This window comes from Nostoc sp. ChiSLP03a, assembly GCF_034531215.2.
Classification (GTDB): Bacteria; Cyanobacteriota; Cyanobacteriia; order Cyanobacteriales; family Nostocaceae; genus Nostoc.
Map to the genome: position 1 here is coordinate 35,469 of NZ_JAVRBQ020000103.1, position 26,418 is coordinate 61,886.

At 41.1% G+C, this 26,418-nt stretch carries 17 protein-coding genes and 2 pseudogenes; 13 read left to right on the plus strand and 6 right to left on the minus strand.

All coding sequences use genetic code 11. The features are described 5' to 3' along the window. Positions 1-207 precede the first annotated feature (207 nt). Complete coding sequence (locus RMY32_RS16835) at positions 208-453, plus strand: hypothetical protein (protein WP_322712456.1); 246 nt, start codon at positions 208-210, stop codon at positions 451-453. On the opposite strand, the gene RMY32_RS16840 is transcribed toward RMY32_RS16835, so the two are convergent. Then, entirely contained in the window at positions 428-895 is a 468-nt protein-coding gene (locus RMY32_RS16840; RefSeq protein WP_322712457.1) for a rhodanese-like domain-containing protein, read from the minus strand. The genes RMY32_RS16835 and RMY32_RS16840 overlap by 26 nt on opposite strands. A 100-nt stretch (positions 896-995) precedes the next feature. Here RMY32_RS16840 and RMY32_RS16845 point away from each other — a divergent pair, with 100 nt between their 5' ends. The 3 genes from RMY32_RS16845 to RMY32_RS16855 all read left to right on the plus strand — a co-directional run bounded on the left by RMY32_RS16845 (position 996) and on the right by RMY32_RS16855 (position 4,395). Beyond that, positions 996-1,883: a pirin family protein gene (locus tag RMY32_RS16845; RefSeq protein WP_322712458.1), complete on the plus strand. Its 888-nt coding sequence runs from the start codon at positions 996-998 to the stop codon at positions 1,881-1,883. A gap of 221 nt (positions 1,884-2,104) precedes the next feature. Then, on the plus strand, positions 2,105-2,605 hold the full coding sequence (locus tag RMY32_RS16850; RefSeq protein WP_322712460.1) for a hypothetical protein: 501 nt from the start codon (positions 2,105-2,107) through the stop codon (positions 2,603-2,605). A gap of 383 nt (positions 2,606-2,988) precedes the next feature. Further along, positions 2,989-4,395 (plus strand): collagen-like protein, encoded by a 1,407-nt coding sequence (locus tag RMY32_RS16855; RefSeq protein ID WP_322712461.1) that lies wholly within the window; start codon positions 2,989-2,991, stop codon positions 4,393-4,395. 194 nt (positions 4,396-4,589) lie between these two features. On the opposite strand, the gene RMY32_RS16860 is transcribed toward RMY32_RS16855, so the two are convergent. From RMY32_RS16860 to RMY32_RS16870, 3 genes are all read right to left on the minus strand, one after another. Continuing rightward, the gene (locus RMY32_RS16860; protein ID WP_322696667.1) at positions 4,590-5,150 is read right to left on the minus strand and encodes a nitrate transporter; all 561 of its coding nucleotides are present in this window, start codon (positions 5,148-5,150) and stop codon (positions 4,590-4,592) included. 452 nt (positions 5,151-5,602) lie between these two features. Next, the gene (locus RMY32_RS16865) at positions 5,603-6,778 is read right to left on the minus strand and encodes a patatin-like phospholipase family protein (protein ID WP_322712462.1); all 1,176 of its coding nucleotides are present in this window, start codon (positions 6,776-6,778) and stop codon (positions 5,603-5,605) included. A gap of 551 nt (positions 6,779-7,329) precedes the next feature. After that, positions 7,330-8,649, minus strand: coding sequence for a dihydroorotase (locus tag RMY32_RS16870; protein ID WP_322712463.1), 1,320 nt, complete (start codon positions 8,647-8,649; stop codon positions 7,330-7,332). A gap of 419 nt (positions 8,650-9,068) precedes the next feature. Between RMY32_RS16870 and lepB the strand changes: the two genes are divergently transcribed. From lepB to RMY32_RS16900, 6 genes and pseudogenes are all read left to right on the plus strand, one after another. Next, a complete protein-coding gene (gene lepB, locus RMY32_RS16875) occupies positions 9,069-9,710 on the plus strand; it encodes a signal peptidase I (protein WP_322696664.1) in 642 nt (213 codons plus the stop codon). 292 nt (positions 9,711-10,002) lie between these two features. Further along, positions 10,003-10,797: an MOSC domain-containing protein gene (locus tag RMY32_RS16880; protein WP_322712464.1), complete on the plus strand. Its 795-nt coding sequence runs from the start codon at positions 10,003-10,005 to the stop codon at positions 10,795-10,797. Positions 10,798-11,657: 860 nt separating this feature from the next. Beyond that, positions 11,658-13,037, plus strand: a pseudogene (locus RMY32_RS16885) (cache domain-containing protein); the annotation flags it as partial. 183 nt (positions 13,038-13,220) lie between these two features. Then, positions 13,221-15,011: pseudogene (locus RMY32_RS16890) on the plus strand (ATP-binding protein); the annotation flags it as partial. Beyond that, complete coding sequence (locus RMY32_RS16895) at positions 15,008-16,843, plus strand: EAL domain-containing protein (protein ID WP_322695495.1); 1,836 nt, start codon at positions 15,008-15,010, stop codon at positions 16,841-16,843. The pseudogene RMY32_RS16890 and the gene RMY32_RS16895, both read left to right, overlap by 4 nt. A gap of 267 nt (positions 16,844-17,110) precedes the next feature. After that, a complete protein-coding gene (locus tag RMY32_RS16900) occupies positions 17,111-18,559 on the plus strand; it encodes a response regulator (protein WP_322712466.1) in 1,449 nt (482 codons plus the stop codon). Positions 18,560-18,633: 74 nt separating this feature from the next. On the opposite strand, the gene RMY32_RS16905 is transcribed toward RMY32_RS16900, so the two are convergent. Next, complete coding sequence (locus tag RMY32_RS16905) at positions 18,634-19,308, minus strand: response regulator transcription factor (protein ID WP_322712467.1); 675 nt, start codon at positions 19,306-19,308, stop codon at positions 18,634-18,636. 83 nt (positions 19,309-19,391) lie between these two features. Then, positions 19,392-20,468, minus strand: coding sequence for a sensor histidine kinase (locus RMY32_RS16910; protein ID WP_409883244.1), 1,077 nt, complete (start codon positions 20,466-20,468; stop codon positions 19,392-19,394). Between the two features lie 650 nt (positions 20,469-21,118). Between RMY32_RS16910 and kdpA the strand changes: the two genes are divergently transcribed. The 3 genes from kdpA (at position 21,119) to kdpC (ending at position 26,278) form a co-directional block, all read left to right on the plus strand. Further along, positions 21,119-22,804, plus strand: coding sequence for a potassium-transporting ATPase subunit KdpA (kdpA, locus tag RMY32_RS16915; RefSeq protein ID WP_322712470.1), 1,686 nt, complete (start codon positions 21,119-21,121; stop codon positions 22,802-22,804). 437 nt (positions 22,805-23,241) lie between these two features. Further along, positions 23,242-25,347 carry a potassium-transporting ATPase subunit KdpB gene (kdpB, locus tag RMY32_RS16920; RefSeq protein ID WP_322712471.1) on the plus strand — a complete coding sequence of 702 codons (2,106 nt, stop codon included), beginning with the start codon at positions 23,242-23,244 and terminating at the stop codon, positions 25,345-25,347. Positions 25,348-25,675: 328 nt separating this feature from the next. Continuing rightward, a complete protein-coding gene (gene kdpC, locus RMY32_RS16925; RefSeq protein WP_322686177.1) occupies positions 25,676-26,278 on the plus strand; it encodes a K(+)-transporting ATPase subunit C in 603 nt (200 codons plus the stop codon). Positions 26,279-26,418: the final 140 nt, after the last annotated feature.

The window sequence follows — 26,418 nt, forward strand, 5'->3', positions numbered from 1 at the left end:
GGGAAAAGGGACTCATGTTTTTAATCCCTTTCCCTTTCCCCAACCTCCACCTGGCATTTTTGAGTTGGCAGAGTAGTAGTTTTATCGTTGCTTTTATTCTACTTGCTTAATGTTGACAAGCTCTTAATCCAAAGGTCAACGAATTTTGGATTTTAGATTTTGGATTTTGGATTGACCCCGACCACAAGGAGCAAGGAATTTTAGATTTTGGATTTTGGATTGAGTTTTAATCCAAAATCGCAAATACCAAAATCTAAAATTGAAGCGGGACGGGGCATGAACCAAAAAAATCTAAAAGACGCTCGCGGACTCGCTCTAAGCGAAGCCATGCCGTTGGCGTTCGCGTTAGCGTCTCTGAAAGAGAAGCCTCTCGAAGAGAAGGCTTTACGCTCCGCTATCGGCAATCTAAAATCTAAAATTGGTGCGGTCAACACTCCTGAGCATGATAAATAGCTTTTAGCAGTTTTCCCCAGATTGCATTGTAAGGATGTACAACCTTTGTCAGATGACCATTTTGAAAAATCGGCCTGCCTTCGTTTGCCCACTGAAAAATTCCACCACTCAAGTTATAAATGCACTTAATCCCAGCTTCATCCAGTTTTTGGGCTAATTTTGCGCTTCGGTAGCCAACAGCACAGTACACAACAATTGGTCTATCTTGGGAAACTGTTGCAACTGCTGTTAAGTCATCTGTGAAAGGATCTATGCGTAGTGCTGTTTCGATATGACTAACTGCATACTCAGTCTGACTTCGTGTATCTAGTAATAATGGATGGGGCTTTGCAGAATCTAATAGTAATTGAGCTAATTGCTTACAATTAATTTCCTTAACAGTAGGAAACTGAAATCCGATCAGAAGTTTAATAAAGTTAAAGGTGAGCGATCGCACTGGCATCAAGTCTACAAAACAAACAGATAACTCATCAAGATTAGCTGATTTGCAAGTAAATATACTTATAATAATTACAGTATTTACTAATCACCTGCGATGATTTATGGCAATTCTTCAACTGATTGAACCCGAAGTTAAAAATCTGGGTGGTTTTTCTGCCCGCCGCAGTTTGCCATATCCTAATCGCCAAATGGTTGGGCCGTTTATCTTTTTCGATCATCTTGGCCCGTCCGTTATGCCCCCCAATCAAGGCATTGATGTCCGACCACATCCTCATATTAATCTGGCAACGGTAACTTATTTATTTGATGGTGCTTTGATGCATCGCGATAGTTTGGGTACTGTGCAGGAAATCCAACCAGGTGCAGTCAACTGGATGACAGCAGGAAAGGGGATTGTCCATTCAGAACGTTCGCCTGACTTTGACCGTCAGCAAGAAACTACTATTCATGGCATTCAAACCTGGGTTGCCTTACCTGTTGAACACGAAGAAACCGAGCCAACGTTCATTCACTATCCGGCTGAAATCCTTCCCACCTGGGAAGAGAATGGCGTTACGATCAAACTTATTGCTGGGCAAGCATTTGGCTATACCTCACCTGTAAAAGTTCTCTCACTTATTCTCTATTTAGATGCAGTGTTGTCTGCTAACACCCACTTCATTATCCCTACAGATTATTCACAAAGGGCAGTATACAGTGTCACAGAGGGATTGAGGATTAATGGTGAACCGATCGAGCAATATCGTCTCGCTATTCTAGAGCCAAGCGATCGGGTTGAAGTTTCTGCTACAGTTGCTGCTCGATGTATTATTATTGGCGGTGAGCCGTTAGGTACACGCTACAAATGGTGGAATTTTGTCTCTAGCCGACCAGAGCGAATAGAGCAAGCTAAAGCTGATTGGCGCGACTATCGCTTTGCTAGCGTGCCAGATGAAACAGAGTTTATTCCACTGCCAGAAGTGATAACAGAAGCTAATCCTTTTTCATAAGTGTGTCACACTTAGACACTCACTACCTTGCTTTAGGATGCACAAGTTTAACCCAAGTTGCTAGTTACTCTTATGAGCGATCGCTTTGAGATGGTCAAGCAATAAAATGCCCTTCAAGAAGAGAAAATTAGGAGGCAGTTATGCCACTTGATAGGTGTATGGAGTTTCATCTGCATATTATATGGTGAAATATGGTAGCAATTGCTGTGAGGCAAAGCCAAATGACACTTATACAATTGTGGCGATTTATCACAATGATGCTGGCTTCCTTTAGTCTAGGCTTGTCTATGGCCCATTTGCTAGAACTACCGCGAAGAATGCAATTTGACCAACAACTCTGGGTAAAAGTAACCGTTTTTGAAAATGTTTATCGGTATTTTGGCTCAGTTGGTGCCGCATTTGAAATTGGCTCAGTTCTAGCAGCAATTGTGTTGGCGTTCCTCCTTTCCAAACGCGGCTCAACATTTTATTGGACGTTAGGAGGAGCGATTTTTTTGGTGCTGGCTCTTGTCAGTTGGGTAATATTTGTAGCCCCCATGAACGCGGAATTTGCAACGTGGCTGACTAATCCCGTCCCGTCAGACTGGACGCGATATCGTAACCAATCGGAGTATGCACATGCAGTCAATGCCTTGCTCAAAATAATTGGCTTCAGTTCGCTGGTAATTTCTGTGCTGGTTGAAACAGCAAAACGAAAGGTTGCTCATTCTAATCACTTGTAAGAAAGTTCAAGTTGGTGATTATTTTAGATCGCACTTGCAAGTTAACCTCACAAATGAAGGAGATAGCCCACTAGTTCGGGCATTGGTAAAATCACTTGTAGGTGACTGTAGCGATCAATTTTGATTGAAAAAAGTAATCGATCGAATGGCACGAAGAAAAGCTAAAACCTCGCCAGGATAGGGTATTTTATGCAACACTCAATTTCCAAATCTATACAGAAAGCCTAAAAACCCTTCCCCTCTGCCCCTCTGCCCTTCTGCCCCTGGAGCGGTCTTAATAATAAGTCTTTAACCGGACACGATATCACTGGACAAGAGGGAGCAAATTGTTGAAAGTCAGCGTCAGCAGTAGATAATTCAACTAAAGTTTTAGGTGTAAATAGATGCACAATGGTTTTAGGAGTAAACTGCCACTACTGCTGACATTCTGCTTATTTACTAGCTTTTTGCCTGCCTCTGGTTCAGTTTTATGTCCAGCCGTTGCCTCTGATGAATACTATAAAATAGCTAGAAATTATGGCAGAGATGGACGCGCAGGAACCGATGGGCGATCGGGTAGAGATGGTAACAGTGGTGAAAACCAAAATATTTTTGTCAATGGTTCACCTGTAAATCTTGACTTGTCGGGTAAAGATGGTGAAGACGGTGAAGACGGTGAAGATGGTTATCAACCTGACTGTGGTTCCCAACGCGGCAATCGCGTTAGCCATGATATAAACGCACCAGATGGTGGTAGTGGCGGTAATGGTGGCAAAGGAGGAGATGGGGGAAATGGTGGTTCTTTGACAGTGTATTACAGCAATTTAGCAGACTTACGGAATATTTCTGTTCGGGCAACTGGTGGAGAAGGTGGACGCGGCGGTAGAGGTGGTAGGGGTACGGAAGGCTGTAACTGTCACAGACGAAGATGGGAAGTAAAAACCTGCCAAGGAACTCCTGGTAGCCCTGATTATAAGTGTACTGAAAAGGTTTATCGATGTAGCGATGGTAGCGATGGGCGAGATGGCAGCGATGGTAGCGATGGTAGCCAAGGGCGCTTAGGAACTTTGAGTATTGTCAATAGCAAGGAACCTTTGGCATCTGATACTCCAACTGTGCAGCTAGCAATGTCAGAACTGATAAACAAACAGTTTCAACTCTCGAAGAATAAGTGGAATCAACGCATAGGGGCAGCTTCTCTACTTGCACCTGGTTCTGCGATCGCCGATGATTACCTTGAGTTTGAACAACGTCTAGAAGAGACTTTTCAAATAGTTTGGCAAGAAAGACAACCTATTACCAGCTTTGGCAATCAACTCGTAACACTAAATTTAACTGATAACAAACAAGTAAAAATTACTTTTTCTGAGGAATTATGGGTTGAAGGTAACAGCAAAAGTGAGGCTAACTTAACAACATTTACCGTTAACCATGCAATTCCCAAAAAAGATGTCACTCGGTTAGCTGTGGCAGAGTTTGCTGATGTCGGACAAAATCTCAACTTAAAAATAGTTGATTTGGCAGCCAAGTCTGATGCTATTAATACTCAGTTTCGCGTGAAATTCCGCGCCCAGGATAGTTCGCACGGTTTTTCTAGCTACAAAACTGAATTTGAAGGGGATATTCCCACAGAACTTGTGACTCGTGACTACAACCGTTTTACTCTAGCTTTGGGCAAGCTCAAAATTCCTGACGAAGCTTTACGCCCTGGTGTCAAAGTTGATATTGAAGTCGTAGCAACTCGTTCTTTAGGAATACGTTCTGCCAAGCAAACTATTAGCTGGCAGGGTGCAATCCGTAAGCCTAGATAAAGAAGAATTCAGAATTCAGAATTCAGAATCAAGACGCTTTCTACAAGAAGCTGCGCGTAGCGTCTCCCTTTGGGAAAAGAGAAGGATTTACGCTGCGCTACCTGCTAGTCGTACATAATTCATTCTGTTAGCGTAGCGGGGCGTAGCCCATTCTAACTCCTGACTCCTGACTCCTGAATTCTGTTCAATAAAGTTTAAGAAGATTTTTTTCCATCTGAAACCATTTGCGAGAGAATATAGGCTGCGAAATCTAGTAACTGATCCAGCAAAAAGCCAATGATGCCGATGTATAATATTTCCTGGATTATGTAATCAGCATTGCCAGCTTTATAAGCATCCCAGAGGGTAAAGCCAAGTCCTCTTGGGCCTGTTAACATTTCTGTGGCAATAACGATAAACCAGGCTACCCAAATGCTAACTTTCAAGGCATGAAATATGTGAAAAATAGCTACTCGAAAGTTATTATTCTGTCTCTTGAAATGCCGCATCCCTATTGCTGTGTTAATAATCATTGTCCAAAGAGTTCCCACAAAAACTACTACAATAGCAGCCGAGTCGCTCTCTTGAAACGCGATGAGAGCAATAGGTAGCAAAGCGATAGGAGGGATACTATGAGGTATCTGAAATATCAGCCGAAATAGCTGATAAACCATGCTATTTATGCCAATGAAATATCCGATAAAACTACCCAAGACAGCGGCTGGAATATAACCAACAAATAACCGTTGTAGGCTAGCTAAAATGTCTAAAAACATATTATTTTCTCTGCCTCAGTTCTCATGGAAAACATTCGGTAAATACTGTGGCAACAACACAAAACAGGGCTGAGAAAAATGTATTTGATTACACATTATATTTTGTTACTAAAAGATTTTTTATATCTTCTCCTGTTAATTATTAATTAAAAAACTTAGGTATTATTACGATGTGATAGGAGTAGTACAAAGAAGAGGTAAAGCTTGACTTGACTAAACTTTATCAGAAAAGCAAATTTTAATTAGTAAATTAAATACAATTTCGAGAATTTATCAAAGAAGGCAGTTATTGTTATATCTGACGTGCGTAGTTTACCGCCGTAGGCATCGCTCCTTGACTATCTAAGCTGATGCAACGAGCCAAAAAAGCCTTGAACGGTATGTAAAAATCAATTGGTTGGGGTTTGAATACCCATCCAATTGTAGACAGTTGTAAATAATGACACAGTTCGCTAGTTATCTTTAATAAAAGACGCGATCGCCTTTTTTATCGGAGAACCGGAATCGTCTCTGGTATAGTACGTAAGACCTTCCTCAATGAATGCAGAAGTAGTATCTATTAACTGCTGAAGAATCACGGAATTAGTATTATCTATTTCTTCAGTGACTTTTTCCCCTGTAAATTTATTTTTCCGCTCTTCTGGAGGTAAGACAATGCGAGGATCTTTATAAGTCTCTTTTGGTTTGGGTTTAAATGTCTCATTTAAGTCAAACTGAAGACGTAAGTAACGTTTAGACTCATATCCACCCATAATTTGTCGGCAAATCGTACTATCAATCTCAGATGTAGGTTCCATGAAGATGTTAGTAAGATTTTTGATCCAGTCTAAACCTCTCCATTTACTTATTTGCTTATATTGATATGGTTGACCAGTTTGACCTGTGCCAATAGAAAGGATAGAAATATCTTCTAATCGCAGATTATGTAGTTTATATTGTTGCTTGATTTCTGGAGATACTGAAGACTGGCTAATCCTCATCGCTAAACTCAAAGCTGCCAGAGCAGGGTTATTAGCAGAAACTCCTCCATCAATGTGAGGGAATTCCCAGTCACCAAATTTTTGTTTATCTACAGGTTCTAATTTATATGGTGGAAAAAAAGTAGGTGCTGAGGCAGAAGCGGTACATATTTCCCATAAATAACAGTCATCGTACCATCTGTCTCCTAAATCGGGATGAAAATTTGTAAAAAAGGTGGTGTTGCGATATAGCGTATCGTAAGCAAGAATCAAAAGAATGGGTTTTTCGATATCCTTGATTCTTGTGGATTTATAGGCATCTTTGAGTACGCTAGTAATTCCATCATGAGAATATTTAGATGGGGAAAATACATCAATAATTGATTTGATGATAGACGGAAAGTTTTTGTAGCGCTCTTTTATCTCCACTGGGAATATATCTTTGCCTCTATTTTTATACATTTTAATGAGTTCATCACTCTCTTTTCCGATAGCAATCCCTCCTGCTAATATCGAACCAGTAGAAGTACCAGCAACCATGTCAAAATATTCGTGTAAAAACTCTCCTTTTCCTTGAGTTCTAATTTCTTGTTCTACTTGTTGAAGTATTCGTGCTGCAACAACTCCACGAATACCGCCACCGTCTAAAGCCAAAATTTTGAAGGCCATAGTAATTCTCTTTGATTATTTTTTTGTGGACAAGGATCGTGAGATGAACCACAATACAATTCCATTAGCTTGTTTACTCTTATCCGACTTATCCGATTTATCCGACTGGAAGAATACCTAAGTTTTTTTTTAACGAATTCCCTTCTCTACGAGACACTACCTATAGCTTGCTTATCTGTAAAACGGGTATGCGTAGTATTGGTGTCAACTTAACGTGAAAGCCAGCCTCAAAACCAGCTTTTAAATATTATCTCGTTCCCAGTCGAAGACTGGGAATGCCGTCGTAGAGGCTCCGCCTTGCGCAATACTGTTCGGTTAAGGCAAGAGACGCGATGAATCGCCGTCTCTACAATAGTCAATCTTTCGTAGAGACGACGATTTATCGCGTCTTTGCGATCGTTTAACTTGAAACACTTAGAAATACAGCAAAATTCTACGTTGTGAGTTATGGAAATACCCCACCTGCACAATCTGGCATGAAGGTTGGGAAGGAATATATCTTATGTAGTTGCTGTAAATTCAAGGTTTCAGTAAAGTTAAATAAATATTTGCTACAAGAAAGTTAAAGCTTGACCCCGCACTTGCGTATTTACCTGGCCTTTGTCATAAACTATTTCACCGCCGACAATGGTGGTTTTAGCCCAACCGGTGAGGTTCCAGCCTTCAAAAGGACTCCAATGGCATTTGGTTAAAAGTTCTTCGCGCTGGACTGGACGGTATGTATTTAAATCTACAAGCACCAAATCAGCATCATAACCAGGGGCGATCGCTCCCTTATTCGGAATACCATAAGCCACAGCTACAGCTTTAGACATCCAGTTTACAACTTGAGCAACGGTACACTTGCCCTCCATCGCCGCAGTTAACATCAAAGCCAGGGAAGTTTCCACCCCAGGCATTCCTGAAGGAGTATTGGGATATTCTTGAGCTTTTTCTTCTAAGGTATGTGGCGCGTGATCTGTCGCAATGAAATCAATCACACCATCGCGCAAAGCTTGCCAGAGAACTTCGTTATCGTGGGGCGATCGCAAAGGTGGATTCATCTGTGCTAATGTGCCAATTGTTTTATAGGCACTAGTATTTAATAACAAATGCTGTGGTGTCACCTCTGCTGTCACCCAACTCGGTTTCTCCTGACGCAGCAAATCTGCTTCTTCGGCTGTTGACATATGGAGAATATGCAACCGACGTTGATATTTTTGAGAAAGTTTTAATGCTAGTTGGGTTGCCAGCAACGCCGCTTGATTATCTTGAATTTGCGAGTGAACGGCTGGATCGTGAATATTGGCGAATTCTTGGCGGCGTTGGTTGATTCTAGCTTGGTCTTCGGCATGAACGGCAATTAAGCGATCGCCTTTGGCAAATATCGCCTCCAATGCTGTTTCGCCATCAACCAACAACTGACCATGCATCGACCCCATGAAAATCTTAATTCCCGGTGTTGGCTTTGCTAAAAGCAAATCTGGTAAATTCTCTGCTGTTGCCCCAATAAAAAAGCCATAATTAACTAAGGATTTGTGTGAGGCCCGTTCTAGCTTGTCGTCTAAAGCCTGTTGTGTTGTAGTTAGGGGACGCGTATTGGGCATTTCTAAAAAAGAAGTGACTCCCCCTTTAGCACAGGCACAACTGGCGGTGAATAAATCTTCCTTGTGTTCTAATCCAGGTTCCCGAAAATGCACCTGCGGATCGATAACTCCTGGCAACAAAGTTAAGCCTTCTGCGTCAATTTCAGTGGCTAGTGGTGTTTGAGAGATTTCTGGCGCAACTTCGACTATTTGGCGATCGCGCGTCAACACATCTCCAACCATCAGTTCACCATCGGGTAAGATTATGCGAGCGCGGCGAATCAGCAACATTTTTGGCGATGACATAGGGATAACCAAGTTTAGACAGCGAGCTATGTATTACAGAGAACCATGCTTTTAGGTTAAACTTATTCGCGATCGGAGTAACCAATTTTTGCCGCACCTTAAAAAAAAGTTTATTTTTAACAATAGAGGCAGCAGGAGTTTAATTCCGCCACAAAATCTCCGATTTGGTGGACTGCAATTAGATCGGTTTGAACGCGAAAGCGTCTCACATATCTCATATAGAAGCCTTATCTAAATTCAAACCTCCTGCCCCCTGCCCCCTGCCTCCTACCTCCTACCTCCTTCCCAATCCACAATCTCAAATTGGTAGTCAAGATGCAAACATAATTAGGAAATTAAAATTTTCCCGTTAAGATTAACAGATAAAGTCTCACTAGGCGAGTTAATTACCTACGTCTTTCGTTAAGTTAAGTAATTTCATGCATAATCAAGTGTCTGATAACAACTCTAGTCAACAACCCGATAATTCCTGGATCGCAGAGCTAGGTAGAACAATTGTATTGAGCATCGTTCTAGCTCTGGGAATTCGTACCTTTGTTGCTGAAGCACGCTGGATTCCTTCTGGCTCAATGGAACCAACTCTGCATGGTACGCCAAACCAGTGGGAAGCAGACAAAATTATTGTCGATAAGTTGAAGTATAAATTTGCTGACCCACAGCGGGGAGATATAGTAGTATTTTCACCTACGAAAGAGCTACAAAAAGAACAATATCAAGATGCTTTTATTAAACGTATAATTGGCTTACCTGGAGAGAAAATACAACTTAAAGATGGCAAAGTCTATATCAACGACAAACCTCTTCCAGAATCTAATTACCTCAGTTCTGGGCAGACTACAGTTATTGATGTTTGCCAATCAGGGCCACAGCCACCTTTTTTGGCCAAACCCCAGACTATACCAGCCGATTCATATTTAGTACTGGGTGATAATCGTAACAGTAGTTATGACAGCCGCTGCTGGGGTGTTGTCCCTCGCCAGAATATCATTGGACGTGCTGTAGTTCGCTTCTGGCCTTTAAATCATGTTGGCGGAATCGATAAATCGCCAGTATATCCATAAATTAACAAACAATATTGCTCAAATAGCTCATTAACAAAAGAATTTTAGATTTTAGATTGGGGACTACTACATCACCAATCTAAAATCCAAAATCTGTCTTGAAAAATTCAGTTCGCTCTTTGCGAGATACTGCGACTTTTCGCCAAATCTCAAATCCAAATATTGCTATGACCAAGAAGGACGTTGACCGAAAACGACTCATGATACAGACCAACTAAATTTATTTATAAGTGTCTAAAATGTTTGAATTTTGAATTTTGAATTTTGAATTTTGAATTCGGAGCAAAGCGACATGACGCCTTACCTAGCTAAGATTTTACTGTATCCAGTTAAATCACTGGATGGTGTTGAAGTTGAGAACGCTAGAGTTCTTGCCAGTGGCGCACTACAGTATGACCGCGAGTTTGCCATTTTTGACGAACAAGGTAGATTTGTCAATGGCAAGCGTCATGCTAAAATCCATTTAATAAGGGCACAATTTGCACTCTTAAATAGAACTATCTCCTTGCAAATCCCCGATCGCAACTTACAACAAATTTTTCATCTGGATGAGGAACGGCAAGGATTAGAAGCAACTTTGAGTGATTATTTTGAGTTTGCTGTCACATTGAGACAAAACTCTTTGATGGGTTTTCCTGACGATACACACTCACTTGGCCCAACGGTAATTAGTACGGCCACATTGGCAGAGGTAGCTTCTTGGTTTCCTGGTTTAAGTGTAGATGAAATGCGCCGTCGGATGCGTGCCAACATCGAGATTGGTGGTGTACCAGCATTTTGGGAAGATCGGCTATTTAGCGAACAAGGTGATTTAGTCTCTTTTCGAGTGGGAGATGTAGACTTTTTTGGCGTTAACCCATGTCAGCGTTGTATAGTTCCAACGCGCAATTCTTATCTAGGAGAAACTTACCCAAACTTTCAAAAAATCTTTACAACCCAGCGACAAGCAACTTTGCCAAATTGGGTTGCTTCATCGCCTTTTAATCACTTTTATCGATTGAGTATTAATACTCAACTACCCTCATCATCAGCCGAAAAAATTTTACAAATTGGCGATCGAGTTGACATAAATGTACAACAAAGTTAACATTTCGTCAAAATAAAAAATACAAAGTAAATTTTCTTGGATTTTTTTTTGTTTCTGCTGTGTATTTGCATAACAATTCTAAAATTGCTGTAGTTAAATATAAGTTCTTGTACAAGTCCAGAGGTTTCCAGACCAGAAAATCAACACATCAGCAATTAAAAATTAAATTTAGGATTGGTGCTAATGGCGACCTGAATTTTAGAATGGCATACTGGAGCTTATTGGTTAAATTTCAGTTCATCTGAGAAAATTTGTGGAAATATTGCCAGATAAAATTGAGCAAATTCAAGTGCGATGGCGTATCCATATAGACAATTTCTATAGTGGACTACTCCTGTGCAAAGTTTGAAAATTAGGCGTTGGAGGAAGTCAGCCAGTCAAACAATTATAAGTATTTCGTACTATTTTATACTAAAAATATAAAATTTTCATAAAGAGCGATGTCTGCCGTAATTATACTTATATAGAATGTAGCTAGCACGGCAAAATGCACCTAGTAGATGCTGGGGAAGAATAAAACTACAATGTTATCTAAACTTCAGCCCGTCAAATCATTTAATCGCTTAGTTGGCAAAGTTTATGCCAAGATGCCCCTGAGATATGTTCTGATTGTGCCCTTTATCTTGCAAATTTGTGGTGCGGTGGGACTTGTGGGCTATCTTTCGTATCAAAACGGGCAAAAAGCGGTAAGTGAGCTTGCTAATCAATTAGAAAATGAAATCTGCGATCGCATTGAACAGCATCTCGATCGCTATTTAACAACTCCAAAGCAAATCAATCAAATCAACTTAGATGCGATTGAGCTAGGTTTGCTCAACCTTTCGGACTTTCAAACCACCGGCAATTACTTTTGGAAACAAATGCAGGTTTTCAATGTTGGCTACAACAGCTTTGCCAATCCCAAAGGTGAGTTTATTGGTGTTGAGCGTCTAGATAATGGCCAGCTGTTAATTAATGAAGTTAGCGCCAAGCGTGGTACAGGCAAACTTTATGTTTATCCTACAGACAAGCAAGGAAATCGCCACCATTTACAGCAAGTCAAAAATTACGATCCTCGCTTAGAAGCTTGGTATACAGATCCAGTCAAGATCGGCAAACGAGTTTGGAGTCAAATTTATCAATGGGAAGATAAACCAGAAGTTTTATCCATATCTTCCAGCTATCCTGTTTACGATAAAAATCGCAAATTTGTTGGGGTGATTAGTGTTGATTTGCTCTTATCACAAATTAGCAAGTTTTTAGCTAATTTAAAAATCAAAGAGTCGGGTAAAACTTTTATTTTAGAGCGTTCTGGGTATATAGTGGCTTCTTCTACTAGCGAGCCACCATATACGATCGTTAATGGTAAAGGAAAACGTCTATCAGCATTAAATAGTCAAAATTCTTTAATTAAACTCACAACACAGTCTTTGATCGAACGCTTTGGTAGTCTGAAGTTGGTTGTGGGGAAGCAACAGCTAAGTTTTACTGCTGATGGAATGCGTTATTTTGTACAGGTAAAAAGCTGGAGGGACGAACTGGGTTTAGATTGGCTAATCGTGGCGGTGATTCCCGAAGGGGAATTTATGGAGCAAATTAATGCCAACACCCGCATCACTATTTTGCTGTGCATAGTTGCTTTTTTAGTGACTACAAGAATTGGGGTTTTGACTGCTCGTTGGATAATTAAACCGATTTCACAATTAAACAGATCGGCAAAGAAAATTGCTGAAGGTGAATGGGAGGAAACACCAAATATTCAGCGTTCCGATGAACTGGGAGAACTAGCTAAATCATTTGAAACTATGGCAAAGCAACTCCAAGCATCCTTTAGTGCTTTAGAAGCAAAGAATACCCAGATGCAAGTTTTAAATGAGGCGCTATCTCATAATCAGAGTCAGCTAACTCAATTTTTAGAAGCTATACCGGTCGGTGTATTTATCATCAATGCTGAGGGTAAACCTTATTATACAAATCAGATTGGGCAGCAAATTCTCGGCCAAGGAGCGATCGCAGAAGTTCAAGTCGAAGAATTATCAGAGATATATCAAGCTTACCTTGCCGGGACAGATCGACTTTACCCCAGCGATCGCTTGCCGATTTTGAGAGCATTGCTTGGGGAAAGCATCAGGGTTGATGATATGGAAATTCGCTATTGTGGGAAGATTACTCGCATTGAGGTTTTAGGAAAGCCAATTTATGATGAATCAGGGAATGTGGCTTTTGCGATCGCCACATTTTTTGATATCACCCAACGCAAACAAACAGAAAAGTTATTAGCGGAATATAATCGCACCTTAGAGGCTCAAGTAAAAAAACGAACCCAAGAGTTTCAGCAAGTTATTCAGCAACTGCAAACCACTCAAGAAGAACTGATTCAATCACAAAAAATCGCTGCACAGGAACAACAAGCAGCCGTTCGGGAAGCAGCGCGAAGTGCTGCCGCCAACCTCGCCAAAAGCGAATTCCTGGCTAACATGAGCCACGAACTGCGTACCCCACTCAATGCCATTCTTGGTTTTACCCAAGTCATGAGTCGAGATTATTCGCTATCTAGCGAACATCAAGAAAACTTGGCAATAATTAATCGTGCTGGCGAACATCTACTCAAATTGATTAACGACATTCTCGAAATGTCTAAAATCGAAGCTGGCAAAATCACTTTCAATTCCAGCAGCTTTGACTTAATTCATTTGTTGAAGAATTTAGAAGAGATGTTGCACTTGCGTGCTGCATCTAAAAATTTAGAATTACTGTTTGAATATGCGCCAGATATTCCTAAATACATAGAAACTGACGAAAATAAATTGTGTCAAGTATTGCTCAACCTCTTGGGAAATGCGATTAAATTTACCGAGAAAGGGAGTGTGACGCTACGGGTGAGACTAGGGGCTGGGGATTGGGGACTGGGGGCTGGGGACTGGGGACTGGGGACTAGAGAGAGCGAGGAAAAATTGAATTTTTCGTTTTCACCCTTACCTCATGCTTCCTACCCGTCTGCTTCTTCAGCCCAATCCCCAATTCCTAATCCCCAATCCCTCATCTTCGAGGTACAAGATACTGGCTGTGGTATTGCCCCACAAGAACTTGACTTGCTGTTTGAGGCTTTTGAGCAAACTGAAATCGGCAGAAAATTCCAACAAGGGACGGGACTGGGTTTAGCGATTAGCCGTAAATACGTGCAACTGATGGGAGGAGATATTACTGTCAGCACTATGCCTGGTGTCGGTAGTACATTTGCCTTTGATGTTCGGATTGCTCTAACTTGCCCTAGAGAAATTCCGATCAACCAAATTAAATCACAAATTAGAGCTTTAGCACCTAGTGAAAAAGTATACCGCATTTTAGTAGTTGACGATTCCAAAGAAAGTCGTATATTGCTAGTTAAAATTCTCACATCTCTTGGCTTTGAAGTTAATGAAGCTACAGATGGTAGTGAAGCGATCGCTAATTGGGAATCTTGGCAACCACACCTGATTTTTATGGATATGCGAATGCCGGTTATGGACGGTTACGAAGCCACAAGAATTATTAAAGCTAGAGAAATCGGGCATGGAACAGCCAATACGTCGCGGAGGTTTCCAAAATTGAAACAACTGGTATCATCGGGGAGCCAGTACCTTGCAGAGGAGTTAACCGATTCTGGCGAGGGTGAGGTTCTGAAAGTTGTATGCAAAGAGTCTTCTACACCCGAAACAACTGGTGCGATCGAAAATGATGCTTCTGGTACCTCCACTTGGCGTAAGCGGATGCCAACAGCCTTGGCTCCTCCTGACGACTTCTCTAGAACAATGCCAGATCGCTCCAATACCAATACAATCATTATTGCCCTAACTGCTAGCGCCTTTGAGGAAGAACGCCAGAAAATTTTGTCCATTGGCTGTGATGATTTTATTCGCAAGCCATTCAAACAGGAAGTATTATTGGAAAAACTGAGCAAACATCTAGGTTTAAAATATACCAATCAAGTAGAAACCACAAACACAGTAGTTGCCGATCGAGGTACACAGATTTTTGTAAGTGTTGCCGAACTCCTGGGTCAATTATCACAAATGTCACCTGAGTGGCTCCAACAGATTCACTATGCCGCAGCCAGCTGTAGCGATGAACTGATTTTAGAGCTACTCAAACAAATTCCATCAGATAATGCTCAAGTTTTCCAAGTTCTCAGGGATTTAGCAAATAACTACCAGTTTGAGAAAATCATGGAATTGACTACAACAAACTTAGAATGAATTACGAGCATTTAGACCCTAATAAAAAAGATATTTTGATCGTTGATGATATGGCGGATAACCTCCGGGTTTTATCCTCCATATTGACAAGGGAAGGGTATAACGTTCGTAAAGCTTTGAACTGGCAAATGGCACTGACAGCAACTCAAACATTATTACCTGATTTGATTCTACTTGATATCATGATGCCAGAAGTAGATGGGTATGAAATTTGCCAGACCTTTAAAGCTTGGGATTTAACAGCCGATATTCCAGTAATTTTTATTAGCGCTTTAGATGATGTTTTTGACAAAGTTAAAGCCTTTAAAGTGGGTGGTGTAGACTATATCACCAAACCTTTTGAGTTTCAAGAAGTTTTAGTGCGCGTGCAAAATCAACTGGCATTGAGATCGGCGCGATTAGAAATATTGAAATTAAATGTTGAACTAGAAGATCGAGTAAAACAGCGGACTGGAGAGCTAGAAAAAACTCTCCAAAAACTTCAACAAGAAATTGATTCCCGCCAGAAATTGCAAAGTCAACTGCTAGATATAGCACTGCATGATTCCCTGACTGGATTATCAAACCGAGTTTTGTTTATTCGGCGACTAGAAAATGCTCTAAATCGGGCCAAACAAGAATCTAATTATCAGTTTGCAGTACTTTTTTTGGACTGCGATCGCTTCAAAGTTGTTAATGATTCTCTTGGTCATCCGGTAGGAGATGAATTGCTGATAGCCATTGCTCACCGCTTACAAGCATGTATCATACCTGTTGATACTTTAGCACGATTAGGCGGAGACGAATTTGGAATTCTCCTAGAAAATATCACAGATGTCAATATAGCAATCCAAGTGGCAGAAAGGATTTTGCAGCAGTTATCACTTGCTTTTCAACTGTCAAGATATGAAGTATTTATGAATGCCAGTATTGGCATTAGTTGGGGCAATAAAGATTACGATCGCCCAGAGTATTTGCTGCGAGATGCTGATACAGCAATGTATCGGGCTAAGGCTCAAGGAAGGGCCAAGTATCACGTTTTTAATCCAGCAATGCATCAGGAAGCTATTCAGCTTTTAGAGTTAGAAAATGACCTGCGAAGAGCTGTGGAAAGGCGAGAATTCCTCGTTTACTATCAGCCAATTATTTCCCTGGTTACAGGCAGAATTTCTGGATTTGAAGCCTTAGTGCGCTGGCAACATCCGATCCGTGGTTTGGTTTCTCCTATAGAATTTATTCCTGTGGCCGAAGAAACGGGTTTAATTAATGCTATCAATACTTGGGTATTACAGTCAGCTTGTCATCAATTAAGCATCTGGCAACATAATCCAGTCACACCAGAACCTCTAACTATGAGTGTCAATTTGAGTGCAAGATTATTTTTGCAGCCGAATTTTCTAGAACAAATTGACCGAATAATTTATGAAAATCAAATAAATCCCGCATATTTAGAATTAGAAATTACCGAAAGTGTAATTATGGAAAATACTGATGCGATCAAAATCATTCTGGAACAACTAAAGCAGCGAAAAATTAAGTTAATTATGGATGACTTTGGTACAGGATATTCCTCTTTAAGTTACCTGCACAGCTTTCCTTTAAATGCACTTAAAATTGATAAATCTTTCGTCAAGCGGATGCAGGATAACAAAGAGAATATGGGGTTAGTACCAGCAATGATTGGCATTGCGAACTCAATGGGGATGAGTGCGATCGCTGAAGGTGTCGAAACACAAGAACAGTTAGCCCAATTGAGAAGTTTAAACTGTAATTTTGCTCAAGGATATTTGTTTTCTAAACCCGTAGAACAACGGCTGGCTGTTGAGTTGCTCGCTTCAGCACCTCAATGGTAGCTATCAAGTAGCACCTGGAAAAAATTTCATTTTCGATCCTTGGCTAGATCATCTGTGAGTGCTATTTATTACAATCATGACAACAATTCATCATGTTGCCAAAGGTGATAAGTGGCTAATAGCTTCGATAATCTGCAAAACTCTCCAGCCACGTGAGAGTTAAACTATAAATATAAGTATTTCGGTAAAATCAGTCAACAAATTTTAGGGTGATTTCAAAGAAGGGTTTACTATCCTTAATAATTATACGCGTAACTTTGATCAATAATGCATTTTAATCAAACTAACCATCAGAAAAGAAATATTTTGGTGGTCGATGATACCCCAGATAATCTGCGGCTTTTATCAGCAATGTTGACTGCACAAGGTTTTGAAGTTCGCAAAGCCTTAAACGGTAAAATGGCACTGACTGCATGTCAAATGGTTTTGCCCGATGTGATTTTGCTGGATATCAATATGCCAGGTATGGATGGCTACCAAGTTTGTCAACAATTAAAAGCTGACCATAAAACTAGTGAAGTCCCGGTAATTTTTATTAGCGCTCTGGATGATGTTGTCGATAAGGTAAAGGCATTTGATGTTGGTGGTGTAGATTATATTGCCAAACCTTTTCATGGTGCAGAAGTGGTGTTGCGAATTGAAAATCAGATTAATTTACGCTTGCTCCAAGTTAAACTGCAAGAAAAAAACTTTTTACTCCAACAGGCTATTGACAACTTGAAAGCCTCTCAAGTTCAACAAATTCAAAACGAAAAGATGGTAGCGCTGGGACAGTTAGTAGCTGGACTGGCTCATGAGATTAATAACCCGATCAGTTTTATTTATGGAAATCTCCAATATGCTGGTCAATATGTGGAAGACCTAGTGAAGATGATTGAGGTCTATCAGCAAGAATATCCCAAACCCACACCAAAAATTCAGCAGATAGCCAAAGATTTAGACTTGAATTTTATGATTAAGGATCTGCAAAATCTGATAGGTGCAATGTATAGAGGCTCTGATCGCATTCAGGAAATTGTACTGGCGCTACAACATTTTTCTCGGCATGATGAAGCAGAGATGAAACGAGTCAATATCCATGAAGACATCGAAAATACTTTAGTGATGTTACAACATCGGCTCAGGGAAACAGCCAATCGTCCGGCAATTGTTGTAGTAAAAGATTATGGTAACTTGCCCCTAGTCACTTGTTATGCAAGTGAACTAAATCAAGTATTTATGCATTTGTTGAATAATGCTATTGATGCAATAGAGGAGGGAGTAGAGAACGGAAAGTGGGGAGCAGAAAATCAATTTCCAGAAGAGGAAATAGGGAATCAATCTTCTCCTCCCTACTCCCTACTCTCTACTCCCCAAATTTGGATTCATACAGAGGTGACAGACTTGAATGCAGTCAAAATTGCGATCGCTGATAATGGTCTTGGTATTGAAGAGTCGTTGCGATCGCGTTTATTTGACCCATTTTTTACCACAAAACCTGTGGGCCAAGGTAGTGGACTAGGATTATCTATTAGCTATCAGATTATCGTCCAAAAACACCGAGGAAATATAAGCTGTAACTCATCTGTGGGTAAAGGAGCAGAGTTTGCAATCGAAATTCCCATAGAGCAGCCTAATATCTCATCGCAATTTTCAAAATCGGAAAAGGGATTAGGGAGCAGGGGAGCAGGGGAGCAGGGGAGCAGGGAAGCAGAGCAGGGGGAGCAGGGGAGGTAGGGGAGATTAATTAATACCAATGCCCAATGCCCAATGCCCAATGACAAATGACAAATGACAAATGCCCAATAAATCTAATTAATCAACAATTCTGGTGCTACCAATCCTTTTTGAATAGCCAAGACTGCGGCTTGAGTGCGATCGCGTACTTCTAGTTTTTGTAAAATAGCATGGACATGAACCCGCACTGTACCAGGGGCAATGTAGAGAATTTCAGCAATTTCTTGATTGCTTTTGCCAGCTGCTACCAGTGCCAAAATTTCTTGCTCCCGCTTCGTTAAAGGATTTTCTAAAGATTCCTCAGTTTTTGCAGACTGCACCGCTATCGAATTGCCCTTAAAAGCGGCTCTAATTTCAGTTGTTGCCGTTTGATCCCACCAAGAAGCGCCCGCAGCAACCGATCGCACTGCTAATATCAAAGACTCAGCCGGAATACCTTTAAGGCAGTAACCTTGCGCCCCAGCAGCAATTAACCGCGAAATCAGGGGTTTTTCAGAACGAGACGTTAAAACGAGAATTGGTAAATTTGGATGCTTCTGCTTGATTTGGCGACAAGCCTCAATCCCGCCAATTCCTGGTAAACCTATATCCAGCAAGACCAAATCCAGAGGATAGTGATTGGCTAATTCTACAGCTTGTTCCCCATCTTCCGCTTCTGCGACAATCTCCAAACTGGTTTCTTGTTGCAACCGCATCCGCAAACCAAGGCGAAACAATTCATCATCTTCAACTAGTAAGATTTTTGTCATTTGTCATTTGTCATTGGTCATTGGTCATTGGTCAGGAGGCAGGGGGCAGAAGTTCTTTAATGCATGAATTTTGAATTGATTTCTCATCTCCCCGGTGGCGGACAAGCCGGGAGTCGGAAAGCAAACAGTGCGCCGCGTGGTGAGCGATTCTCTGCCCAAATTGTACCCCCATGAGCAGTAATAATTTGCCTGGTCAAATAAAGTCCTAGCCCAGATCCGGTGACGTGGCGATCGCTATTTCCTTGATAAAATCTCTCAAATAAGTGAGGTAACTCTTTTTCGGTAATCCCGGAACCAGTATCGAGTATTTTTACCACTTGATCGCTAGAATAACCTTCAAATACTACTTCCACTTTACCGCCACGAGGGGTATGGTTAATGCCATTACTCAGGAGATTGCTGAAGACTCGCCCAAGTTGCAAAGAATCGCCATTTACCCAGAGAAAGCTGCGAAAATCTGATTCGCCATAATGCAGAGAAATATAAACCTGGCGTGTTTTCGCTAGTTCTGTTAAGGTAGCAACGATTTCTTCCGCTATTGTCACCAAGTTAACTGGTGATATCTGTAGTTTCAGCCCTTCGGCATCATTGCGGTACACATCTAAAAGCGTTTGGACTAATTGCAATGTACTCTGATGACTACGAGCCATTGTTTGTAAAACTTTTGCTTGCATAGGCGTGATTTCACCGAATTGCTCATTTTGAAAATATTTCAGCGTTTCAATTGCTCCTAATAAAGGTGTTTTCAAATCATGCGTTAGGGTAGAAACAAAATCTTCACGCATGATCGCTAGTTGTTCTTGGGAGCGTAATTGTGCTTGGGTATAAGCGATCGCTTCTTCATTGCGGTGGTTGCGATCGCTTAACCAACCCGTTACCATCAACGCCAACACTGCAATCAACCTATTTGCCAACGTTGGAGAATTAATCATTTCTCCTCCTGGGATAAACAAATTCAATAATGTTAATCCTGTAGCTGCAAGAGTGATCCCCAAAACTGCTCTCCGATTCAATCGAGAATCTGCTAACAAAATCGTCCCTGTGTAGAGGTAGCCAAATACGTACTCAGGGGGTGTCAAATATTCCAGTATTATCACGATCGCAAAGGCGATCGCTATTAGTCCATAGGTCTTTCCCCGCTCATTTATCGCTTCTTTCATAGTCCATAATCGACTTAACATCGTCATTTATGATTTACTAAAAAATTGTAATTCTCCAATCTGTATAACTATTTAATTCACCAATTATGAGTTATCTGTAATCTATATCTGCAAATGCCAACTTAAGAATTAACCCAAAAATTACGATTCTCCAAATGCAATCAAGAAGACTGGAGAATGGAAACTGGGTAGTTGCCCACAAGAAGCGGCGTTTCTACCACTATCTTCCCAAACCCTAACCCGTTAATAAAATACTTTATGATATTTATATTCTTTGAAAGTAGCAAACTTGCAAAATGTATTGTATAAACAAATAGTCCTAAGTAGTGAGATAGATAAATTAAGAGTCAAAATTAAATATTCTTAACGAAAACTTTAATAAGTATCTGGAAAATAGTCAGAACTGAAAATATTCAGGAGTTATGTTAGCCGTAGTTGTACGTTCAGCCAGTATTGAGTAAAAAGTTATGAGTAAAAATTAGTACTTATAAATCTTACTACTCGGAACTGATTTGATGCTGAGTACGATTATTGCTTTTTGTACTCAGTACTGTTTAGGAAAATTCCTTGAAATCAAATACTCCTACAGTTAATCTATTCTTTCTAAGAATTGGCTTGCTACTACTTAAATTTAATTTAGCGCGAAATATATGGGACAAGGTTTTTTGCAAATTGGCTTAACGCTATGTATTGTCATAGCAATCACTCCATTATTCGGAAAATACATAGCTCGTGTCTTTTTGGGAGAAAAAACACTGCTTGATTTTTTAATGAACCCCATAGAGCGGAGTATGTTCGTATTTGCGGGTGTTCGGAGAAAAGATGATATGACGGGTTGGCAGTATATCCGGGCCATACTGTGTTTTAACTTGATTATGGGCATTTCAGTGTATTTTCTGATCTATTTTCAGAGACTTTTACCCTGGAATCTAAACGGTTTCGGTGCGCCCATATGGGATGTATTGCTGCATACAACGATTTCATTTGTAACGAATACTGACCAACAACACTATGTAGGTGAGACAACCTTAAGCTATTTTAGCCAAGTAGCGGCTTTAGGCTTTTTGATGTTCACCTCCGCAGCCACCGGTTTAGCTGTGGGAATTGCCTTTATTCGCGGGTTAACGGGTAGAAGACTGGGAAATTTTTACGTCGATCTCGTCCGTGGAATTACGCGAATATTGCTACCGATTTCGATTATTGGCGCGATCGCCTTACTTATAACAGGTGTACCACAAACATTAGCTGGAACTATGGATGTGCAAACCTTAGAAGGCGGGACGCAATATCTGGCCAGAGGCCCGGTGGCATCCTTTGAAATGATCAAACTTTTAGGCGAGAACGGCGGCGGCTTTTTTGGCGTAAACTCAGCACATCCCTTTGAAAATCCCAATGGCGCTTCTAACTTGATAGAAATGCTCGCCATGATTTCTATACCAGCAGCCTTGATTTACACCTACGGTATATTTGCCAATAACATCAAACAAGCTTGGCTACTTTTTTGGATGGTGTTTGTGATTTTTGTGATTCTCGTGGGAGTTACAGCCGTGGGAGAACTGCAAGGTAATCCCCTGGTTAATACCGCTTTTGGATTAGAACAGCCCAATTTAGAGGGGAAAGAAGTTCGATTTGGTTGGGCACAAACAGCATTTTGGGCAGTGATGACTACTGCTACTATGTCTGGTGCTGTGAATGGGATGCACGATTCTTTGATGCCGCAAGGAATATTTTCGACTCTCTTCAACTTATTTATCCAGGTTATCTGGGGTGGTCAAGGAACTGGAACAGCTTACTTATTTATTTACTTAATTCTCACAGTGTTCCTGACTGGACTCATGGCAGGACGTACTCCAGAGTTTTTAGGACGCAAAATTGAAAAAAGGGAAATCGTTCTCGCTAGCGTAGTGCTGTTGATTCACCCAATTCTAGTTTTGATCCCCAGTGCGATCGCTTTGGCTTATCCCATCTCCCTATCTGGAATTAGCAACGCTGGCTATCACGGTATTTCTCAAGTAGTTTATGAATATGCCTCAGCAGCAGCAAATAATGGTTCGGGCTTAGAGGGTTTAGGGGATAACACCCTATGGTGGAACTTGAGTACAATAGTGAGCCTAATCGGAGGACGCTACATTCCGATAATTGCTATCCTGCTGCTAGCTGACGGGATGTCTCGCAAACAACCAGTAGAAGAAACTCCTGCTACCCTAAGAACCGATTCTCTGGTATTTACTGGGATCGCGGCTGGAGTAACGCTGGTTTTAGGAGTATTAACTTTCTTTCCCGTTCTGGCTTTAGGCCCCATAGCTGAGGGTTTGAAACTAGCATCTGGCAGTTAGAAAAGTTATGAGTTATAAGTTTGAAATTAAGAAAATATCAAAAAGTAATTCAGGAGGCAGGAGGAAGGAGTAACCCAGACTTAAAAGTGTGAGATTCAAACAAGAAAGGTTATATAGCTGTAGTCAGATATGATGTTAGAACAGTGTTGATTGCTCAAAACCTGGAAGCAACTAGGTTTATACTCAGCACGGGATCAACGCCTTGCTAACAGCACTCAGCTATATCTTGCACTATGCGTCTCGTACCAGTATCTTATTTTTAACTGGGTAATTACTCAGAACTAAAGTTTTCATTCATACTTATTTCCTCCTGGCTCCTGCCGTTATCTTATAAATTATTCGGTTTCGTAGGATGCGTTACTAACGCATCCTACAGGTTGGATATTTTTTTATTAGAAGTTCCTATAACTCCTAACTTCTCACTGCTAATTTTATTTATGAATCAAGTGGCAACTAACTTCAAAGCTAGACGCCCAAGTTCTCGTTCTGGCGATCGCCGCCAAAAACGTAAAAAGACTAGGGCAAATAATAAGTGGCTGTACTTAAGAGCAATTAGAGATGCTTTTGTCAAGCTCAACCCTAAGTATGCAATCAAAAATCCAGTAATCTTTGTGGTTTGGGTAGGAACAATCATCATCCTATTGCTAACGATCGATCCCAACCTATTTGGCCCAGCCCTGCAAAAGAATCCGCAAGTTTTCAACGCCTTGTTGTCAGGGATTTTATTCTTCACAGTTTGGTTTGCCAATTTTGCCGAAGCAGTGGCAGAAGGACGGGGTAAAGCCCAAGCCGATGCCTTGCGGTTAACAAAGTTAGAGGCGATCGCTAAAAAACTTGCTGCCGATGGCACAATTAGTGAAGTTTCATCCACCAGCCTTAAACAGGGCGATACTATCTACGTCGTTGCTGGCGATATCATCCCCGCCGATGGTGAAGTCATCATGGGTGTTGCCTCAGTGGATGAATCGGCAATTACTGGAGAATCTGCACCAGTATTAAAAGAATCAGGCTCAGATGTTGCCAGTTCCGTCACTGGTGGAACGCGGATTATCTCAGATGAACTAATTATCCGTATTACTACTGACCCAGGCAAAGGCTTTATTGACCGAATGATTGCCTTGGTAGAAGGGGCAGAACGCAGCAAAACACCCAATGAAATTGCCTTAACGGTATTGTTAGCAGTTCTCAGCTTAGTGTTTTTGTTAGTCGTAGTCACCTTGCCTGCACTTGCTTACTATGTCAACAGTCCAGTTAACGTCCCAATTTTAATTGCCCTATTAGTAGCGTTAATTCCTACTACCATTGGCGGCTTACTAAGTACCATCGGTATTGCTGGTATGGATCGAGTTGCCCAATTTAACGTCATTGCCACATCAGGACGAGCAGTCGAAGCCTGTGGTGATATCAATACTTTACTTCTCGACAAAACAGGTACAATTACCCTCGGCAACCGTCTGGCGGAAGAGTTTATTCCCCTCAATGGTCATTCAATGTCGGAAATTGCTAATGTTGCTTGGGCGGCTAGTGTCTTTGACAATACACCAGAAGGAAAATCCATTGTCCGACTGGCAGAAAAGTTGGGCGCACGGTTTGATTTTGACTCCACTCAGGCAGAAGGAGTCAGTTTTTCCGCCAAAACCCGGATGAGTGGCACGAATTTACCTGGTGGGTATGAGGCCAGAAAGGGAGCAGTAGAAGCTATTAAAGGATTTGTCCGTTCCCGCAACGGACGCGATACGCCAGAATTGGATGCTGCCTACGAACGAGTTTCTCGCTTGGGAGGTACACCCCTAGCAGTTAGCCTAGATAACGAAATCTATGGGATTGTTTATCTCAAAGATATAGTTAAACCTGGTATCCGCGATCGCTTTCTTGCACTGCGACGGATGGGAGTACGTACCATCATGCTAACTGGAGACAACCGAATTACCGCTTCTGTCATTGCTAAAGAAGCTGGGGTTGATGACTTCATTGCCGAAGCCACACCAGAAGACAAAATCAGTATCATTAAACAGGAACAAGCCGCAGGCAAACTAGTTGCCATGACGGGAGATGGAACTAACGATGCGCCAGCATTAGCTCAAGCTAACGTCGGCGTGGCGATGAATACCGGAACGCAAGCTGCAAAAGAAGCCGCTAACATGGTCGATTTGGACTCCGATCCCACAAAGCTACTCGATATCATTGGTATTGGTAAGCAATTGTTGATTACTCGCGGGGCATTGACGACATTTTCCATCGCTAATGATATTGCTAAATACTTTGCAATTATTCCAGTGATATTTGTCGCTGCTAATTTGCAAAGCCTGAATATTATGAATTTGACTAGCCCTAAATCTGCTGTACTCTCAGCACTGATTTATAATGCTTTGATTATTCCCGCTTTGATTCCCTTGGCATTAAAGGGTGTGAGGTTTAGACCGCTGACAGCTAATCAGTTACTCCAACGCAATATCTTAATTTACGGCTTAGGTGGGGTGATTGCGCCGTTTATTGCCATTAAGTTGATCGATGTACTGATTACACTTGTAGGTTTGGCTTAAGGATAGCAAAAGTAGAGACGCTGAGAAACGATCGCATCTTGACCAAAGTAAAATAATCAACATTTTTACTTTTACCTGTTGATAGGAGGGACAAGAAGAATATGAATAAATATCGTTTTCATTCAGCACTGCTTTGGCGATATCCTTTGTTTAGTCGCAATGGCATAAACAACATCTACCACTCGCTATTTTTAGCTTGCTGTGCTTGAATGTGGTAACTGCTCCAGTTGTTTATGCTGTTGCTAACAGCATCTTGTAATATCCTGTTAGGTGGGCAAAAGAATTAAAAATTAAAAATTAAATTATAGGCGCAATTGGAAAACTTTTTATGGCTATTATTCGAGAAACTATCAGAGCAATTTTTATAACTCTAATGCTTTGGTTGTTGACTGCAATCATCTATCCGCTGGTAATTCTTGTAGTGGGTCAAGTTTTTTTGCCCTATCAAGCGAATGGCAGTATCGTGCGGAATCTAAGTAATGAACCAATTGGTTCGGCTTTAATCGGTCAGGTATTCACATCTGAGCGATATTTCCATTCTCGTCCTAGTACTGTTAGATATAGTCAAGGAAAAAAAGCCAAGCCAACTGGCATATCTGGAGCTAGCAATCTCGCTGCCAGCAATCCAGAATTACTGAAGCGGATTTTAGAAGAGGCAGATAAATTGCGAGAGGAAAATCTTCAACCGATAGCTGATATAATTTATACTTCTGGTTCGGGTTTAGATCCGCATATTTCCTTGAAAGCAGCACGGCAGCAATTGACACGGGTTGCTGGTGCGCGGGGAGTAAAAGAAGATGAAATTTTACGTTTAATTAATAAGTATACTGATGACAGATTTTTATGGATTTTTGGCGAACCAGGAGTCAATGTTCTGCGATTGAATTATGCTCTTGACTTGCAAGATATTAATCGTCAGCAAAATCAGTAAATGGGCATTGGGCATGGGGCATTGGGCATGGGTAAAGCGCTGTTTTCGTTTCCGATGAAGTAGGAGTACTAAGTAAGTGGGCGGGAATAAACCAAATTATGCTACGAAACGAAAATAGGCTTAAAATCCTTACCAATGAC